An 18,621-nucleotide genomic window follows, 5' to 3' on the forward strand; every position below is an offset into this window, starting at 1 on the left:
TTATGAATCATAACCATCCGGTATTTACAGATAATGATCCGCAGAGTGAATTGGTAACCTTAAACTTAGGTCCAACACACCCTGCTACACACGGTGTTTTTCAAAACGTTTTGCAGTTAGATGGCGAGCGTATTGTAAGTGGCGTTTCTACAATTGGGTACATTCACCGCGCATTCGAAAAGATTGCCGAACATCGCCCTTTTTATCAGATTACCCCCCTAACCGACCGTTTGAACTATTGTTCTTCGCCAATCAATAACATGGGCTGGCACATGACGGTTGAGAAGTTGTTAAATATCAAGTTGCCTAAAAGGGTAGATTACTTAAGGGTAATCGTTATGGAACTTTCCCGTATTGCCGATCATATCATCTGTAATACAATTATTGGCCAGGATACTGGCGCAACCACCACATTCTTGTACCTTTTCCAATTCCGCGAGCACATCTACGAAATCTTTGAAGAGGTTTGTGGTGCACGTTTAACCACTAACATTGGTCGTATTGGAGGTTTTGAACGCGATTTTAATGACGTCGCTTTCGCTAAAATCAACAAGTTTTTAAAAGAATTCCCTAAAGCTTTAAAGGAATTTGAAGCTTTATTAAATAGAAATAGAATCTTTATTGACAGAACTGCCGGCGTAGCAGAGGTAACCAAAGAGAAAGCCTTGGAATATAGCTGGACTGGCCCACTTTTACGTGCAACAGGAGTAGATTATGATGTTCGTGTAAGCGATCCTTATTCTTCTTATCAGGATTTCGATTTTGAAGTTCCGGTTGGTACAAGTGGCGATATTTATGATCGCTATTTAGTGCGTAATGAAGAAATGTGGCAAAGTTTGCGCATCATTGAACAAGCCATGGAGAAATTAAAAACGGAAGAAAAAGGTATTTTTCATGCCGATGTTCCAGAATTTTATCTTCCTCCAAAACAAGAAGTTTACAACAATATGGAAGCATTAATCTATCACTTTAAAATTGTGATGGGAGAAATTGATGCCCCAAAAGCTGAAGTTTATCACGCTGTTGAAGGTGGTAACGGCGAATTAGGTTTCTACCTGATTAATGATGGTGGACGTACACCTTACCGTTTACACTTCCGCAGACCAAGTTTTATAAATTACCAAATGTTTGCACCAATGAGCGAAGGCATGTTATTGTCTGATGCCATTATCAACATGAGTAGTATGAATATTATTGCAGGAGAATTAGATGCTTAAAGTAGAAGAACAAACACCTGTAGTGTTTTCATCAGAATTGCTGGCCAAATTTGATGAGATCAAAAGCCGTTATCCAGAAGGAAAACAAAAATCGGCCTTGTTACCACTATTACATTTGGTTCAGGCAGAATATTTATGGGTTAGCACTTCAGCAATGGATCAGGTAGCTGAATATTTGAACATTCAATCTATTGAAGTTTATGAAGTAGCTACTTTTTACACGATGTACTTCTTAAAGCCACAAGGTAAATATGCTTTGGAGGTTTGTCGTACCGGTCCGTGTTGCCTGGTAGGTGCTGAAAAGATATTGAGCCATCTGGAAGAGAAACTAGGTGTAAAAGAAGGAGAGGTAACTCCTGATGGATTATTTAGTTTCAGAGGCGTAGAGTGCCTTGCTGCATGTGGCTTTGGCCCGGTATTGCAAATAAGCCCTGAATATACCTTCTACGAAAACCTTACAACGGAAAGCGTAGATAAATTGATTGAAGATTTAACAAATAAGTCCTAAGTCTTAAGTTCTGAGTCGGATTTGACTCAAGACTATAGACACAAGACTATAGACTAATTAAAATGTCTCGAAAACTGTTACTTGAGCATATAAACGTACCAGGCATCAACACGCTTGAAGTCTATCGCCAAAAAGGCGGGTATCGTGCCGTGGAGAAGGCCCTTAAAACTTTAACACCTGAAGAGATTGTTGAAGAAGTAAAGAAATCAGGCTTACGCGGTCGTGGTGGTGCGGGTTTCCCAACGGGAATGAAATGGAGCTTTTTAGCTAAACCAGAAGGAGTTGCGCGTTATTTAGTTTGTAATGCCGACGAGTCTGAGCCAGGAACATTTAAAGACCGTTACTTGATGACTTATATTCCTCATGCATTAATTGAGGGAATGATTGTATCGAGCTTTGCTTTAGGTGCTAAGGTTTCCTACATCTATGTACGAGGAGAAATGATGCCTCAGATCCGCATTTTAGAAAGAGCAATTGCCGAAGCTAAAGCTGCCGGATGGTTGGGTAAGAATATATTGGGAACAGGATACGATTTGGAACTTTATGTTCAGCCTGGTGGTGGAGCCTACATTTGTGGTGAAGAAACTGCCTTGTTAGAATCATTAGAAGGAAAAAGAGGCAATCCAAGAATTAAACCACCTTTCCCTGCAATTGCAGGTTTATATGGCTGCCCTACGGTAGTGAATAATGTTGAATCCATTGCTGCTGTTGTTCCAATTATCAATGATGGTGGCGATGAGTATGCAAAAATTGGTATCGGCAGAAGTACCGGTACAAAATTAATATCTGCATCTGGTAATTTAGTTAAACCAGGTGTTTACGAAATCGAGTTGGGCTTACCGGTAGAAGAATTTATCTACTCGGATGAATATTGTGGGGGTATTGCCAATGGAAAAAGATTGAAAGCTACTGTTGCCGGTGGATCGTCTGTTCCAGTTTTACCTGCAAACCTAACGCTGAAGTTGGCCAATGGCGAACCGCGCTTAATGAGCTATGAATCTTTATCGGAAGGTGGCTTTGCTACCGGAACGATGTTGGGATCAGGCGGTTTCATCGCTTTTGATGAGGATCAGTGTATTGTTCGTAATACCTGGAACTTCTCCAGATTTTATCATCATGAGAGCTGTGGTCAGTGTTCTCCCTGCCGTGAAGGTACGGGATGGATGGAGAAAATCCTTCATAAGATTGAGCATGGACATGGAACAATGGATGATGTGGATTTATTATGGGATGTTCAACGTAAAATTGAAGGTAATACGATTTGTCCTCTAGGAGATGCCGCTGCATGGCCAGTTGCCAGTGCTATCCGTCACTTCAGGGATGAATTTGAATGGCATATTAAAGAGCCGGTTAAGAGCCAGCAGCAAAATTATGGGATTGCAGATTATGCAAAACCAATTGAAAAAGCTCCGGTAACAGAAGAAAAATAGATATTACGGTTTGTGATACTAAAATCCTAAGGTTGCAATTTGCGACCTTAGGATTATAACTTAAAACATTGAATATATGTAAATGAAAGAAGCTATATCACCCACAATCATCCCTAATGAAGTAATAGTTAATAAAATATTTCTTTTCAGGGGAATTAGGGTGATGTTAGATTCTGATTTGGCATAGCTCTTTGGCGTTGATACTAAACGGTTAAAAGAGCAGGTTAGAAGGAATATAGATCGTTTTCCTGAACATTTTATGTTCGAGTTAACGAAGGAAGAAAATGAAATCTTAAGGTCGCAATTTGCGACCTTAAGACACGGACAACACTCGAAATACCTTCCGTTTGCCTTTAGTGAGCATGGTATTTTACAACTATCGAATGTTTTAAAAAGTAAGCAGGCGATAGAAGTTAGTATTAAAATTATCGATGTATTTGTTCAGCTTAGAACAATGGTTTTGAGTAATACGGAGATAAGGTTGGAGGTGGAGAAAATAAGAAAGAAAGTAGACAGCCAGGATCGAAATATTGAAATCATATTCAGGTATTTTGATGAACTCTTGGAAAAGAAGGCTGAACCAAGAATAAAAATTGGTTACGAAATTTCAAAAGGGAAGCATAAATAAAAAGATTGCTGGTTACTTCATAATACGGGTATAAAGCATAGAAAATAAATGAATATCATTAACCATGAGTGAAAAAATTAAGGTTACGATAGATGGAATAACAGTAGAGGTTGATAACGGAACAACCATCCTGAATGCTGCAAGGCAAATTGGAGGGGATATCGTGCCGCCAGCAATGTGTTATTATTCCAAATTACAAGGCAGTGGTGGTAAATGCCGTACCTGTATTGTAAAGGTGACTAAAGGTTCTGAAAAAGACCCTCGCCCAATGCCGAAGCTTGTTGCATCTTGCCGTACAACGGTAATGGATGGCATGGAAGTGTTAAATATTACTTCTCCTGAAGTTTTGGAAGCGCGTGCAGGTGTAGTGGAGATCTTATTGATTAACCATCCATTGGATTGCCCGGTTTGCGATCAGGCCGGAGAGTGCGATTTGCAAAATTTAGGTTACGAGCACGGTTTACAAAAAACACGCTACGAATTTGAGCGCCGTACTTTCGATCGTATCGATATCGGAGATAAAATCCAGTTGCACATGAATCGTTGTATCTTGTGCTATCGCTGCGTTTTTACTGCCGATCAGATTACAAACAAGCGTGTTCATGGTATCTTGAACCGTGGTGACCACTCAGAAATTTCTACCTACATTCAAACAGCTGTTGATAATGATTTCTCTGGAAACGTAATCGATGTTTGTCCGGTAGGTGCCTTAACAGATAAAACTTTCCGTTTCAAAAACAGGGTTTGGTTTACCAAGCCAGTTGATGCTCACCGCAACTGTGATCATGAAAAATGCAATGGAAAAGTAACTTTGTGGTATAAGGGTGAAGATGTATTGAGGGTTACTGCACGTAAAGATCAATTTGGTGAAGTTGAAGAATTTATCTGTAACACTTGTCGTTTCGATAAAAAAGCTACTTCTGATTGGGTTATTGAGCACCCGACTCACATTGATGACACTTCTGTAATTGCATCAAATCACTACGAAACCTTAAAGCCGTTGCCAGTAATTAACCCTAATCCGGCATTACAGGCAGCTAATGAAATTGAATTACATAAAACAGTAAAATACTAATGGATAGCGGTTTTATTATAGAGAAATTCCTACTGGTAGCTGTAATTTTCGGCATCAGTTTACTCATTGCCATGTATTCTACTTATGCAGAACGTAAGGTTGCTGCATACTTACAAGATCGTTTAGGTCCGGATAGAGCTGGTCCCTTCGGGATTTTACAGCCTTTAGCAGATGGTGTAAAGATGTTCATGAAGGAAGAAATTATTCCTACCACATCAAACAGATGGCTTTTTGTTGTAGGCCCTGGTTTAGCATTACTTTGTGCTTGTATAGGAACGGCAGTTATTCCATGGGGAAGCCCAATGGTTATTGGCGATAAGGTTGTACCATTACAGGTTTCAGATATCAATGTAGGCGTATTGTACATCTTTGGTGTAGTTTCCTTAGGTGTTTACGGCGTTATGATTGGTGGATGGGCATCTAATAATAAGTACTCTTTATTAAGTGCTATTCGTGCGGCATCGCAAAACATCAGCTATGAAATTGCAATGGGTTTATCAATCATTGCTTTGCTGTTAATTACCAATACTTTAAGCTTAAAGGAAATCGTAGATCAGCAACATGGCTGGAGATGGAATGTGTTGTATCAGCCATTAGGCTTCATCATTTTTATGGTGTGTTCTTTTGCAGAAACCAACCGTGCTCCTTTCGATTTACCGGAGTGTGAAACAGAGTTGATTGGTGGTTATCATACAGAATATTCATCTATGAAATTAGGTTTTTACCTGTTTGCAGAGTATATCAATATGTTTGTTTCGTCTGCAGTAATGGCAGCATTATATTTTGGTGGATACAACTATCCGGGAATGGATTCGATGGCTGAAATTTTGGGACCTACCTGGGCTCCATTATTCGGAACGGGTATTTTCTTTTTAAAGATTTTTGCTTTCATCTTTTTCTTTATGTGGGTACGTTGGACTATCCCTCGTTTCCGTTATGACCAATTGATGAATTTGGGCTGGAAAGGATTAATCCCATTGGCTATTGCCAATATTATTGTAACAGGAATTGTGATTGCGGTTATTGAGAAGTTTTAATTATGGAATCATTAAGTAATAAGAAAAAAGTATTAGAGCAAAAACCTTTAAACCTGGCAGAGCGGTTATATCTCCCTGCAATTGGTAAAGGTATGGCCATTACTTTTAGCCACTTGTTTAAGAAAACGGCTACAGTACGTTACCCAGAGGTAGAGCGCGAATTCTCTACCAACTTTAGAGGAATGCACTCGCTTAAACGTGATGAGCAAGGTCGCGAGCGTTGTACTGCCTGTGGTTTATGTGCACTATCATGCCCGGCTGAAGCCATTACGATGATTGCTGCCGAGCGTAAAAATGAAGAGAAGCACTTATACCGCGAAGAAAAGTATGCGGCAACTTATGAAATCAATATGTTGCGTTGTATTTTCTGTGGTTTGTGCGAAGAAGCTTGTCCGAAGGAGGCCATTTATTTAGATGGACCAATAGTTCCTGCTGATTACCTGCGTAAAGATTTCATTTACGGGAAGGATAAGTTGGTAGAGGCTCCTTTGGAGATGAAAAAATAATAAACAATATCGTCTTTGCGAGGAACGAAGCAATCCTAGAGCAATAGACTAAAGAATAAGATTGCTTCATGCCTTACATTGTTGGGGCGGATAAATAAACAAATTAATGAGTACACAAGTATTCTATTTCGTAGCTACATTAAGTATCATCTTTTCGCTGATGGTGATTTTTGCAAAAAATCCGATCCATAGCGTTTTGTACTTAATTCTCACCTTTTTTACCTTCACTGTGCATTACGTACTATTAAATGCGCAGTTTTTGGCTGTTGTAAACTTTATCGTTTACATGGGGGCCATCATGGTATTATTCTTATTTGTGTTGATGCTCCTTAACCTGAACAAAGACACAGAGCCAGCCAAATCACCATTAATTAAGATTATTGGCGTAATTGCAGGAGGTTGTTTAGTGGTAACTTTAATCGGTTCGCTAAAATCTGCCAGCATTACAAGCCCTTTAATTTTGAAAAATCAGGAATTAGGTTTGGTAGAAAATTTAGGTAAAGAGCTTTTCGGACCTTTCTTATTACCATTCGAATTATCATCTCTATTACTATTGGCAGCAATGGTTGGAGCCGTTTTATTATCTAAAAGAGATGAGGTAGAAGCATAATGGAAAATTTAACTACACAACTTCAAGGCGTTCCGTTAAACCACTACATCTGGTTAAGTGCAATTATTTTCACTATTGGTGTAATTGGGGTGTTAACCCGTAGAAACGCAATCGTAATTTTCATGTCAGTAGAGCTGATGTTAAATGCTGTTAACTTGCTTTTAACTGCCTTCTCTGTTCACAGCAACGACCCATCAGGTCAGGTTTTTGTATTCTTCATTATGGCACTTGCAGCTGCAGAAGTAGCTGTTGGCTTAAGTATCATCGTAATGGTTTATAGAAATACGAAATCAATAGATATTAATGTTTTAAATCGCCTTAAGTGGTAAATATATATTAAGAATGACAATAGAACAATTGATTTGGTTGGTTCCTTTACTTCCTTTTTTAGGGTTTGTAATTAACGGGCTGGGCAGAAAATCTTTATCTAAAGGGCTTGTTGGTGTGATTGGAAGTGGAGTAATCCTGGCTTCTTTTATCATTAGCGTAGTTATTTTCTTTAGTTTACAAGGCGATACGCAAAAATCTCACGAAGTATTTTTATTTGATTGGATCAGTGCAGGAACTTTGCATATTCCGTTATCGTTTTTGGTTGATCCTTTAAGTTCAATCATGCTTTTAATCATCACGGGAATCGGTTTCCTGATCCACCTTTACTCTACGGGCTATATGCACGATGACGAAGGTTTCGGTAAATTTTTCAGTTACTTAAACCTGTTTGTGTTCTTTATGCTCTTATTGGTATTGGGCTCAAACTATATTGTAATGTTTATCGGATGGGAAGGCGTTGGGTTATGTTCATACCTTTTAATCGGTTTCTGGTATACCAATACTGCTTATGCTTCTGCAGCTAAAAAAGCTTTTGTGATGAACCGTATTGGTGACCTTGGCTTTTTATTGGGAGTATTTTTATTATTTAACTTTTTCGGCAGTGTAGAGTTTGCGAAGATCTTTCCACAGGCAGCGAAGATGTTACCAGGTAACGATACGATGGTTTTAATCACCATTTTATTATTTATCGGAGCTTGCGGTAAATCAGCACAATTGCCATTATTTACGTGGTTACCTGATGCGATGGCCGGACCAACGCCGGTTTCGGCTTTAATTCACGCCGCTACCATGGTTACAGCAGGTATTTATATGATTGCCCGCTCTAGTGTATTGTTTGATCTTGCTCCATTAACGCAACATATCATTGCTGTTGTGGGTATTGCTACAGCATTAATTGCTGCGATTATTGCCTTAACACAAACAGATATTAAAAAAGTTCTGGCTTATTCAACAGTATCTCAATTGGGATATATGTTTTTAGGTCTTGGTGTTGGTGCTTATACAGGTTCGTTCTTCCATGTATTAACACATGCATTCTTTAAAGCATTGTTATTCCTGGGGGCTGGTTCTGTTATTCACGCCATGCATCATGAACAGGATATGCGTCACATGGGTGGTTTAAAAGGAAAACTTAAAACAACATTCGCTACCATGATGATTGGAACGATTGCTATTGCAGGTTTACCTCCTTTTTCAGGATTCTTCTCTAAAGATGAGATTTTGGCACATGCTTACCAGGCAAGTCCGATATTGTGGGGAATAGGTGTACTTACCGCATTCTTAACGGCATTCTATATGTTCCGCATGATGTTCTTGACTTTCTCCGGTAAATATAGAGGAACGCATCATCCAGAAATCCATATTCACGAATCACCAGGCTCAATGACGCTTCCATTGATCATTCTTGCAGCTTTGGCCGCTATTGGTGGAGCAATCAATATTCCTCATGTTTTTGGCGGAAATGAATGGTTAGCACATTGGTTATCACCAGTGGTTGCGCAGCATGAATTAGAGCTAAGCCATAGTACAGAGTTTACCTTAATGGGAATTTCTGTTTTGGCAGCCGTTGCGGCAACAATTTATGCTTACGGCAAATATGTAAAAGGAGCTCATGTTCCTGTGGCAGATGAAGCACCGCGTTCTGCTTTGGCTAAACTTTCCTACAACAAATTCTATTTAGATGAGATTTATGATTTCCTATTTACGAAACCATTAAATGCTTTATCTAAATTTTTCTATAAAGTTTTGGATACTAAGTTCATCGATGGAATTGTAAACGGATTAGGTTGGAGTACAAATGAAGCGAGTAAAGGTATCCGCCTATTACAAAGTGGAAATGTAGGTTTCTATATTTTCATGATGGTATTCGGTATCATCGCATTGTTGCTATATACATTTTTATACATCTAAAAAGGGTTCAGAATTAAATAATGGAACAACTTTTATTACTCATATTTCTACCGCTTGCAGGTGCTGTTATTTCGGCATTTGCAGGAAAATCGGCGAAATTAATTTCTACTGTTTTTGCGGTAGCCTCTTTGGTTTTGGCTTTATTTCTGGCCATAAACTTTATTCCTGATGCGAGCACACAGTTTCAGGTGAATTTACCCTGGATTCAGGATTTAGGGATCAGCTTCCACGCTGGTATTGATGGTATCAGTATGTTAACGGTTTTGTTAACGAATATCCTGGTGCCTATCATCATCTTATCCAGTTATAATCATGATTATAAAAATCCTGCTGCTTTTTATGCCTTGATTTTATTCATGCAAACAGGATTACTGTTGGTTTTCACGGCAATGGATGCCTTCCTTTTCTATATCGGATGGGAAGCAGCCTTAATCCCGATTTATTTTATTTGTGCCGTTTGGGGAGGAAAAGACCGCATCCGCATTAACATGAAGTTTTTCATTTATACGATTGCCGGTTCATTGTTTATGTTGATGGGAATTATTTATTTGTATCTGCAAAACCCGGCACATAATTTTAATATCGAAGCTTTTTATGCTTTAAATTTAGATAGCGTACAACAAGGATGGGTTTTCTGGGCTTTCTTTATTGCTTTTGCCATAAAGATGCCAATTTTCCCTTTCCATACCTGGCAACCTGATACCTACACCGCTGCTCCTACTCAAGGAACGATGTTGTTATCTGGTATTATGCTAAAAATGGGTATTTATGGCGTAATCAGATGGTTATTGCCGATTGTACCACATGGCGTTCAGGATTGGTCTTGCCTGGCCATGGTATTATCTATTATTGGAGTGGTATATGCTTCTTTAATTGCCTTTACACAAAAAGACGCAAAGCGTTTAGTAGCATATTCTTCTATCGCTCACGTAGGCCTGATCGCTGCAGGAATCTTTGCCTTAAACCAACAAGGTTTACAAGGTGCAATGATTCAAATGTTAAGTCATGGTATTAACGTTGTAGGCTTGTTCTTCGTTTTAGATATTATCTTTTCACGTGTTAAAACCAATAAAATTGAAGAATTGGGTGGTATTGCCAAAGTTGCGCCTCAATTGGCCATAACATTTTTAATCATCGTATTGGGAACAGTTGCATTACCAGGTACCAATGGGTTTATCGGCGAGTTTTTGCTCTTATTAGGTGTTTATCAGTATGGCATCTGGGCTGCAGCTATCGCAGGCTTAACCATCATTTTTGGTGCAGTATACATGTTGCGCACCTATCAGAATGTAATGCTTGGAAAAACAAACGAATTAACCATCACTTTCACCGATATCAAAGGAACAGAGAAATTGGTTCTTTATACCATTTGTGCATTGATTATTGTTTTGGGTGTTTATCCAAAACCATTATTGCACTTAACAGAGGCATCTGTACAACATTTATTAGAACAGGTAAATCACAAATTAACTACAGTAAATTAAGCAATGAATATTATCATAACCATTAGTATAACAGCTTTTTTAGTGCTTTATGCAGGCTTGTTTAAAGCAAATAAAGCATTATTGCCGCTTACCATTGTTGGCTTACTTACTGCATTAGGATTTACTTTCTGTGCCTGGGGTGCTAATACAGTACATTTCGGCATGATTCAAACGGATAACTTTGCTTTGGCATTCTCTTCTGTTTGTATTATTGGAACTTTGCTGATTTTTCTCCTCACACAAAACTACTTTCATGCTAAAAGCGATAATATAGCCGAGTACTATACCCTTATCCTCTTTGCCCTTGCAGGGATGATTATGATGGTATCTTACAAGAACATGGCTATGCTTTTTGTTGGCCTGGAAATTATGTCGGTGAGTTTATACATCCTGGCCGGTATACGTAAAAAGGATTTCGCTTCTAATGAGGCTTCTTTAAAGTACTTCTTAATGGGCGCTTTTTCAACAGGTTTCTTATTATTCGGAATTACCTTGATTTATGGTGCTACAGGATCATTTGATCTGGATAAAATTCAGGAGTATCTGGTTGCCAATAATCAAACACATACTGTATCTCCACTTGTTTACCCGGGTATTATTTTAATGATGATAGGGCTGTGCTTCAAAGTAGGTGCTGCGCCTTTCCATTTCTGGACTCCTGACGTTTATGAAGGTGCGCCAACCTTAATCACTACTTTTATGAGTACAGTGGTTAAAACGGCTGGTTTTGCTGCCTTCTTAAGATTATTTGCAGGTAGCTTAGGCTCAGAGCACCAGTTTTGGGTTATGCCTTTAATGGTTATCGTTTGCTTAACCCTGTTTATTGGTAACGTTACTGCTTTGTTCCAAAAGAACTTCAAAAGGATGTTGGCTTACTCCAGTATTTCACATGCAGGTTATCTGTTATTCTCGCTCATTGTTTTATCTCAGTACTCAAATAATAATGTATTGGTTTACGCTTCTGCCTATACTTTCGCCTCAATCATTGCCTTTGCAGTATTGATCCTGGTAAAACAGAAAACTGGAAGCGATAGCTTTGAGAGCTTTAACGGTTTGGCTAAGAAAAATCCACTGGTGGCTTTATCTTTAACTGTTGCCATGCTTTCTTTAGCAGGTATACCATTAACCGCAGGTTTCATTGGTAAATACCTGATGTTTCTTAATGTAATGCAGGAGTATCAAACGATATTAGTGGCATTTGCTATTTTAAATGCATTGGTTGGCTTTTACTATTATTTTAAGGTAATTGTGGCCATGTACTTTAAAGATGGCGCTGAAACGGAATTGAGTGCTCCTATTCAATACAAAGTCGTTTTGGTGATCTCTGTTATCGTAACTATACTTTTGGGCGTATATCCGGCGGTTATTCTAAACCTGATTTAAGGTATGCTGTTGTTAGATAATTATTTGTAGTTTTACGAATAATTGAATATGCAAGACTTTTGGAATAGCCTACACCATTTGATCGATCCCGAAAAATTATTGAGGGAGGGCGGTTTCTATCTTGTTGTATTCGTTATCTATGCGGAAACAGGGCTCTTCTTTGGCTTTTTTCTTCCCGGCGATTATTTGCTGTTTTTAGCAGGAATGTTTGTGGCTACTGGAAAGCTTGATGTCAATATCGCGGTCTTACTGGCAGGCTTAAGCTTTGCTGCTATTATGGGTAATTTTACCGGGTATTGGTTTGGTAGAAAAACCGGGCCTGTATTGTACACGAGAAAGGACAGCTTCTTCTTTAAAAAGAAATATTTAAAGGCCGCAGAAGATTATTACAACAAACAAGGTGCTTTCGCGCTTATTATGGGAAGATTTGTTCCAATTGTGAGAACTTTTGCACCGATTTTTGCTGGCGTTGTTAAGTTGGATTTTAAAAGGTTTGCCTTATACAATGTTGCCGGAGCTCTACTTTGGATTAGCTCCTTAACCCTTTTAGGGTATTTTTTAGGCAAAAAATTTGAAAAAGAAATTAACGATTATTTATTATATATTATTATTGGGTTTATCGTTATCACAACTATTCCATTATTAATTACCTTTGTAAAAAGAAAAGTAGTGAAAAGTCCTGACGAGGATAAACAGATTTAAAATTAGAAATGGCAAAAGACGAACATCACGCGTGGCATAGCGTATCTCCTGGTGCAAATGTACCTGAAATTGTTAACGCAATTATTGAAATTCCAAAAGGTTCAAAAGCAAAATACGAAATAGATAAAGAATCAGGTTTAATCAAATTAGATAGGGTTCTTTTTTCATCAGTTATGTACCCAGCTAACTATGGCTTTATTCCACAAACTTATTGTGATGATAAAGATCCATTAGATATTCTGGTACTTTGTTCTGTAGACGTATATCCTATGACTGTTATTGAAGCAAAAGTTGTAGGTGTAATGCACATGGTTGATAATGGTGAGCAAGACGACAAAATTATCGCAGTAGCGAAAAATGATATGTCTGTAAATTATATCAACGATTTAGATGAGTTACCTCCACATACCATGAAAGAAATTGTTCGTTTCTTTCAGGATTACAAAGCACTAGAAGAGAAAAATGTAACTATCGAACATTTATTAGGTGTTCGTTATGCGCATAAAGTGATTAAGGAAAGTATTGAACTTTACAACACAACCTTTAGAGAATTAGCTTAATGGATTTACCCTCGGTCTGTTTGTTTTTAAATTTAAAATTAGGCGCAATTTTGCCTTCTACACCCTTCGCAGTAGTTGCTTTACAGCAACCAGAAACAGGAGGAGTTGGGTGGCGATTATTCTTAGCCTTATTTTTAGTGTTATTGAACGGTTTCTTTGTTGCAGCAGAGTTTGCAATTGTTAAAGTTCGGGCCTCACAAATAGAAATAAAAGCAAAAACAGGCAGTCGTGTCGGCAAAATGGCTAAAGGGATTATTCATAATCTGGATGGCTATCTTGCTGCCACGCAGCTGGGAATTACCCTGGCCTCTCTGGGCTTGGGTTGGGTAGGTGAAGATGTAATGCACACTATTTTTAAAAACCTGTTCGATAGCTTAGAATGGGGGCTTAGTGATGCTACAATACATACTGCATCTACAATAGTGGCCTTCTCGCTCATTACCATTATGCATATTGTTTTTGGTGAGCTGGCACCTAAATCTTTCGCCATTCAACGTCCGGTGGCAACAACATTATTTGTTTCTTTTCCGTTACAGGTGTTTTATGTAGTATTCAAGCCATTTATCTGGACATTGAACAGCTTGGCTGCAATTATCCTTAAGCCTCTTGGTATCGACGCTTCTGCAGGTCATGAATCCATTCACAGTACCGAAGAACTTCAGTATCTTTTAGATCAGGGTAAGGAAAGTGGTGCTTTAGATAACAACGAACACGAATTAATTAAAAACGTTTTCGATTTTAATGAACGTGTGGTTAAAAATATTATGGTTCCGAGAACCAAAATTTCTGGGGTTGAATTAACTTCCCCAAAAGAAGAAGTAATCGACATTATCATAAGAGAGGGTTACTCCAGGTTACCTGTTTATGATGATAGCATGGATAAAATCGTAGGGATCATTCACGCGAAAGATATTTTGCCCTTAGTGGCTTCAGGAAATCAAACCTGGACCCTTAACGATATTATTCGTAAGCCATACTTTGTAACAGAAACCAAAAAAATTAATGATTTGATGAGCGAGTTGCAGAGTAACCGCATTCAAATTGCAATTGTTTTAGATGAGTTTGGTGGTACCGCCGGTATGGTTACACTGGAAGATATTGTAGAAGAATTAGTTGGAGAAATTCAGGATGAATACGATGAAGAGAAACCTTTAGTAGAGAAGGTTTCAGATCATGAGTTTATTGTGAATGCTTCTGCTACTGTATACGATGTAAATGAGCATCTTCCGCATGATTTGCCTGAGGATGAAGACTTCGACACTATGGGAGGCTTGGTATCGCATGTTTTTGGTCGCATTCCGGAGGTTGGTGAAAGTAATGAGTCTTATGGTTATCTGTTTACCATCTTGAAGAAAACAGAGCAGAATATCGAAACCATAAAACTCGAACTCGTTATTAATAAAGCAGATATGGTTGATAATCACTAATTTCAGCGATGCATATCTTTTACACCCCCGATATAACCTCCAATTCTTATACGCTTAACGAAGAAGAAAGCAAGCATTGCGTACGCGTGTTGCGCTTAGCGGTTGGGGCGCTGGTTTATTTGGTGGATGGCAAGGGAGGTTTTTATACCGCAGAAATTGTTGCCGATAATCCTAAAAAGGTAGCTTTAAACGTATTGAAGGCTGAAAAGGAATTCGGTAAGCGAAATCACTACCTGCATATTGCTGTGGCACCTACCAAAAATATCGATCGCATAGAGTGGTTTTTAGAAAAGGCTACAGAGTTAGGTATTGATGAAATCACTCCAATTATTTCAGATCGTTCTGAGCGCAAAGTGGTGAAAGATGATCGCTTAAATAAGGTCATCACCTCTGCGGTTAAGCAATCTATTAAAGCTTACCATCCTAAATTGAATGAAGCAGTTTCTTTAGATAGTTTTTTAAAGCAAGACATAGCAGGAGATAAGTTAATTGCACATTGTATAGACAATGAAGGCAAGGGTTATATCAGTGAATTGATTCAGCCGAATGGACAATATTTAATTCTAATTGGACCAGAAGGCGATTTTACACCAGAAGAAGTAACAAAAGCTTTGAATAAAGGCTTCAAACCTTTAACTTTAGGTAATAACAGGCTCAGAACGGAAACAGCTGCTTTAGCTGCGTGTTTTGAGGTGAATTATCTAAATCGTTAAGCATTTGAAATTTTCAATATATCATTTTAATTTCAGGATATCTGCCGCTGTTGTCTTTAGGCTGATGTCTTATTGTTTTTGTCTCGTAGCTTTATGTGTAGTTTATAGTTTTTCGGTTCCCTCTTACCGCATGGCTAAGCTCAAATATAATGGTGGTGGAGATTGGTATGCCGATCGAACAGCGCTCCCCAATTTAATTGCATTTTGCAACGCGAACCTTAAAACGAACTTTTATCCAGAGGAAAGTATTGTTGAAGTAGGAAGCAAGGAACTTTTCAACTATCCCTTCATTTACATGACGGGGCATGGTAATGTGGTGTTTAGCGACCAGGAGGTAAGTAATCTGAGAAGATATTTAATTGGTGGAGGTTTTCTGCATATTGACGATAACTATGGCTTAGACAAATTTATCAGGCCTCAAATGAAAAAGGTGTTTCCCGAGCTCAGCTTTGTAGAGTTACCCGCCAATCATGCTTTATACAATCAAAAATTTAAGTTTCCAAACGGCTTACCAAAAATCCATGAACACGACGGCAAACGGCCGCAAGGTTTTGCCCTGATATACAAAGGAAGAATAGTTTGCTATTATACCTTTGAGTGCGATTTAGGTAATGGCTGGGAAGATTTGGGTACTTATCCTGAAGATACACCAGAAACCCGCTCAAAGGCCTTAAAAATGGGGGCTAATCTTGTTCAGTATGCTTTAACTCAATAAAATGTATAAGGTAAAAGTTAATAACGAATTTCAGTATGAACTTGAACAACAAGGTTCAGCGTTATCTTTAGCTGGTAAACCGCTTCAAATCGATTTTAGCGATCAGGAAAATGGAGCTACCCATGTTATCTATAACCATAAATCTTTTAATACAGAGCTTGTGAGCATGGATGTAATTGAAAAGACATGCGTGATTAAGGTGAATGGCAATACCTATAGTATCCAGGTTGAGGATCAATTTGATCAATTATTAAAGCAATTGGGTCTGGACAATTTAGCTGCAAACAAGGTTTTGGAAATTAAAGCCCCAATGCCTGGCCTGGTGTTAAATGTTATGATCGCTGTTGATCAGGAAGTGGCAAAGGGAGATAACCTCCTTATACTTGAAGCGATGAAGATGGAGAATATTTTGAAATCAACTACCGCAGGGGTGGTTAAGAAAATATGGGTGAAGCAGGGCGATAAAGTAGAGAAAAATCAAATTTTAATCCAGTTCAAATAAGGACTATTTATCGATCACGATTTCTGGCGGGCGGTGTAGTTGTTGCTGTTTTACTTTGCATAGATGATAAAATTCATTGTATGCTGATTCGATCTCCTTTAATTCCTTATTTCCGGTATATTCTTGAAGATAAACCCTTGCGTGGGGCTTAAAGCTATCCAGATAATCGAGTAGTGTAACGCCTAATATGACCTGGAAAGAAGAATCACTAGATTTTTTTAGGATATGCGATAGGCCGCCTTCAAAATGAATGCGGTTGAGGTGCATCGAATATACTTCTCCCTGAGGGTATATCCCTAACATATTGGATGGCTCTTTTAGGAGCGCAGCAGCATAATTTAAGGATTCGATTACTGTCCTTGATTTTTTATTCACCGAGAAACAGCCCGCATATTTTAGCGGAATAAAAGCCTTCAGTTGGGCTTCTACCACCATTACCTTAAAGTTTTTTACGAGTACTTTACGTGCTAAACGGTGAAGTATCGCGCCATCGTTAAAACTATAATGATTCATTAAAACCAAACTCGCTTTTTGTGGGTCAATGGCTAATTCTCCCGAGTATGTTATTTTGCTGAAATGCCTTAAAACATACTTTTCTACGATATGCGTGAAAAACCATTTTAAACTTTTAATCGGTTGGTCCTTTATCATGGGGTTAATTTAACTGTTGAGCAATTATGGGAGTTAGCTTTGGGGTAACCAGGTTATGATCGGCATCTAGAACTTGCAAGCTTGATTTTTTAAGTTTTTTAGCGAAATGATGCCCGATAGATGGAGGAAATAACTTATCTCCCGTACCAAAGTAAAAAAAAGATTCAATCTCATGCCTATTTAAGATTTCGGCCAGCTGATCCTGTTTAAAATTCAGTTTAGCATAAAAAGTAATGGCGTTGTAGCAAGTTAGCCGTGTTTGTTCTGAGATAAATTCACCCAGTAATATTTCATGGATAGATTGATCTATGTATTTGTACCTTAATAGTTTATCTAATATGAATTGCACGGTTTTTGGGCGGTAAACCAATTTGTGAAATACCCTGTTTACCAGTTTATTCCTGGAACCGAATTGGAGTAGCTTGTTGGGTTTAATCCCATCCGGAGCGATAAAAAATGCCTTATTAATGTATTCAGGTATATTTTTGATCAATGAAAAGGCTAATAATGATCCAATACTGTAAGACAAAAGAGAAATCTTTTTAAGTTTCATTTGCGTGATGAACTCCAGGATATAACTGCTAAACTCCTCAGAGGACAGGCCTTTTCTCACTACAGATAGCGAAGAATCATGGAGCACTGTTTGTCCGTGAAAGAACAGGTCGAAGCTGTAAATGGTATACTTCTGGGTAAAGGCTGGCTCGAGTACACTGAATTGAGTACCTTTCATACCAAAACCATGAAAGGCAAGCATGACTTCAGGACCAGTTCCGTATTGGTAGTAATGTAATTTGAGTTTGTGATTTGAAAAGTAGGGCATATTTAAAACTAGTGGCAAGATAACCAGTTTTCTAAAGAAACTAAATTTTAAGGTATAAAAAAAGCCCTCTTCCAGATTAGGAGGGCACTGAAAAAGTCCCCTAATAGAAAAGGGCAAAAGGAGTAGAAAACTAGTTTTTCTACTTCTTTTTTTGTATTTTAAAGGTGTATTATTACTGCTTTTAAGATGCTTCTTCAACAACAAAAAATCCAGTTTAGCGAGTTTTCCAGGCTTTATGACCTGATTGTTCCCAAAGAGAACCTACTTCGCAAGATTAACGAGCTTATAGATTTTGGTTTTATATATGATGAGCTTCTGGATAAATACTGCCCGGACAACGGGCGTAATGCTGAGAGTCCGGTACGCATGTTTAAATACTTATTGCTGAAAACGATTTATACGGTTTCAGATG

The 18,621-nt window shown here is 38.3% G+C and carries 19 protein-coding genes and 2 pseudogenes; 19 read left to right on the top strand and 2 right to left on the bottom strand.

Annotation, left to right across the window (positions count from 1 at the left end):
• The first annotated feature begins 2 nt into the window (after positions 1–2).
• The 18 genes and pseudogenes from BMX11_RS19080 to BMX11_RS19165 all read left to right on the top strand — a co-directional run bounded on the left by BMX11_RS19080 (position 3) and on the right by BMX11_RS19165 (position 16,738).
• Positions 3–1,217 carry an NADH-quinone oxidoreductase subunit D gene (locus BMX11_RS19080; RefSeq protein ID WP_090887377.1) on the top strand — a complete coding sequence of 405 codons (1,215 nt, stop codon included), beginning with the start codon at positions 3–5 and terminating at the stop codon, positions 1,215–1,217.
• Entirely contained in the window at positions 1,210–1,725 is a 516-nt protein-coding gene (locus BMX11_RS19085) for an NADH-quinone oxidoreductase subunit NuoE family protein (protein WP_090887380.1), read from the top strand. The genes BMX11_RS19080 and BMX11_RS19085 overlap by 8 nt, the downstream gene beginning before the upstream one ends.
• Positions 1,726–1,787: 62 nt before the next feature.
• Positions 1,788–3,155 (top strand): NADH-quinone oxidoreductase subunit NuoF, encoded by a 1,368-nt coding sequence (nuoF, locus tag BMX11_RS19090; protein WP_090887382.1) that lies wholly within the window; start codon positions 1,788–1,790, stop codon positions 3,153–3,155.
• 199 nt (positions 3,156–3,354) lie between these two features.
• Positions 3,355–3,783, top strand: a pseudogene (locus tag BMX11_RS19095) (ORF6N domain-containing protein); the annotation flags it as partial.
• A 64-nt stretch (positions 3,784–3,847) separates the two neighbouring features.
• On the top strand, positions 3,848–4,858 hold the full coding sequence (locus BMX11_RS19100; RefSeq protein ID WP_090887386.1) for an NADH-quinone oxidoreductase subunit G: 1,011 nt from the start codon (positions 3,848–3,850) through the stop codon (positions 4,856–4,858).
• Positions 4,858–5,895: an NADH-quinone oxidoreductase subunit NuoH gene (nuoH, locus tag BMX11_RS19105; protein ID WP_090887389.1), complete on the top strand. Its 1,038-nt coding sequence runs from the start codon at positions 4,858–4,860 to the stop codon at positions 5,893–5,895. The genes BMX11_RS19100 and nuoH overlap by 1 nt, the downstream gene beginning before the upstream one ends.
• Positions 5,896–5,897: 2 nt before the next feature.
• A complete protein-coding gene (locus tag BMX11_RS19110; RefSeq protein ID WP_090887392.1) occupies positions 5,898–6,401 on the top strand; it encodes a NuoI/complex I 23 kDa subunit family protein in 504 nt (167 codons plus the stop codon).
• 106 nt (positions 6,402–6,507) lie between these two features.
• Positions 6,508–7,011, top strand: coding sequence for an NADH-quinone oxidoreductase subunit J family protein (locus BMX11_RS19115; RefSeq protein ID WP_090887395.1), 504 nt, complete (start codon positions 6,508–6,510; stop codon positions 7,009–7,011).
• Complete coding sequence (nuoK, locus tag BMX11_RS19120; protein WP_090887400.1) at positions 7,011–7,340, top strand: NADH-quinone oxidoreductase subunit NuoK; 330 nt, start codon at positions 7,011–7,013, stop codon at positions 7,338–7,340. The genes BMX11_RS19115 and nuoK overlap by 1 nt, the downstream gene beginning before the upstream one ends.
• A gap of 19 nt (positions 7,341–7,359) precedes the next feature.
• Positions 7,360–9,252 carry an NADH-quinone oxidoreductase subunit L gene (gene nuoL / locus BMX11_RS19125; protein ID WP_090887442.1) on the top strand — a complete coding sequence of 631 codons (1,893 nt, stop codon included), beginning with the start codon at positions 7,360–7,362 and terminating at the stop codon, positions 9,250–9,252.
• A 20-nt stretch (positions 9,253–9,272) separates the two neighbouring features.
• Positions 9,273–10,736, top strand: a complete 1,464-nt coding sequence (locus BMX11_RS19130; protein WP_090887403.1) for a complex I subunit 4 family protein — start codon at positions 9,273–9,275, stop codon at positions 10,734–10,736.
• A 3-nt stretch (positions 10,737–10,739) separates the two neighbouring features.
• On the top strand, positions 10,740–12,119 hold the full coding sequence (locus BMX11_RS19135; RefSeq protein WP_090887405.1) for an NADH-quinone oxidoreductase subunit N: 1,380 nt from the start codon (positions 10,740–10,742) through the stop codon (positions 12,117–12,119).
• Between the two features lie 48 nt (positions 12,120–12,167).
• The gene (locus BMX11_RS19140; protein ID WP_090887408.1) at positions 12,168–12,821 is read left to right on the top strand and encodes a DedA family protein; all 654 of its coding nucleotides are present in this window, start codon (positions 12,168–12,170) and stop codon (positions 12,819–12,821) included.
• Between the two features lie 8 nt (positions 12,822–12,829).
• Positions 12,830–13,381, top strand: a complete 552-nt coding sequence (locus BMX11_RS19145; protein WP_090887413.1) for an inorganic diphosphatase — start codon at positions 12,830–12,832, stop codon at positions 13,379–13,381.
• A gap of 137 nt (positions 13,382–13,518) precedes the next feature.
• Positions 13,519–14,808, top strand: a complete 1,290-nt coding sequence (locus BMX11_RS19150; protein WP_175474619.1) for a hemolysin family protein — start codon at positions 13,519–13,521, stop codon at positions 14,806–14,808.
• Between the two features lie 8 nt (positions 14,809–14,816).
• A complete protein-coding gene (locus tag BMX11_RS19155; RefSeq protein WP_090887419.1) occupies positions 14,817–15,521 on the top strand; it encodes a 16S rRNA (uracil(1498)-N(3))-methyltransferase in 705 nt (234 codons plus the stop codon).
• A gap of 64 nt (positions 15,522–15,585) precedes the next feature.
• The gene (locus BMX11_RS19160; RefSeq protein WP_090887421.1) at positions 15,586–16,236 is read left to right on the top strand and encodes a DUF4159 domain-containing protein; all 651 of its coding nucleotides are present in this window, start codon (positions 15,586–15,588) and stop codon (positions 16,234–16,236) included.
• 1 nt (position 16,237) lies between these two features.
• Positions 16,238–16,738 carry an acyl-CoA carboxylase biotin carboxyl carrier protein subunit gene (locus tag BMX11_RS19165; RefSeq protein ID WP_090887425.1) on the top strand — a complete coding sequence of 167 codons (501 nt, stop codon included), beginning with the start codon at positions 16,238–16,240 and terminating at the stop codon, positions 16,736–16,738.
• 3 nt (positions 16,739–16,741) lie between these two features.
• Here the strand turns inward: BMX11_RS19165 and BMX11_RS19170 are convergent, their stop codons facing one another.
• Positions 16,742–17,389 (bottom strand): lysophospholipid acyltransferase family protein, encoded by a 648-nt coding sequence (locus BMX11_RS19170; RefSeq protein WP_090887428.1) that lies wholly within the window; start codon positions 17,387–17,389, stop codon positions 16,742–16,744.
• Between the two features lie 4 nt (positions 17,390–17,393).
• Positions 17,394–18,209, bottom strand: coding sequence for an alpha/beta fold hydrolase (locus tag BMX11_RS19175; RefSeq protein WP_139180230.1), 816 nt, complete (start codon positions 18,207–18,209; stop codon positions 17,394–17,396).
• A 186-nt stretch (positions 18,210–18,395) separates the two neighbouring features.
• On the opposite strand from BMX11_RS19175, the pseudogene BMX11_RS19180 reads away from it, so the two are divergent.
• Positions 18,396–18,621: pseudogene (locus tag BMX11_RS19180) on the top strand (IS5/IS1182 family transposase); the annotation flags it as partial.

The organism is Pedobacter rhizosphaerae (assembly GCF_900111155.1).
GTDB lineage: Bacteria > Bacteroidota > Bacteroidia > Sphingobacteriales > Sphingobacteriaceae > Pedobacter > Pedobacter rhizosphaerae.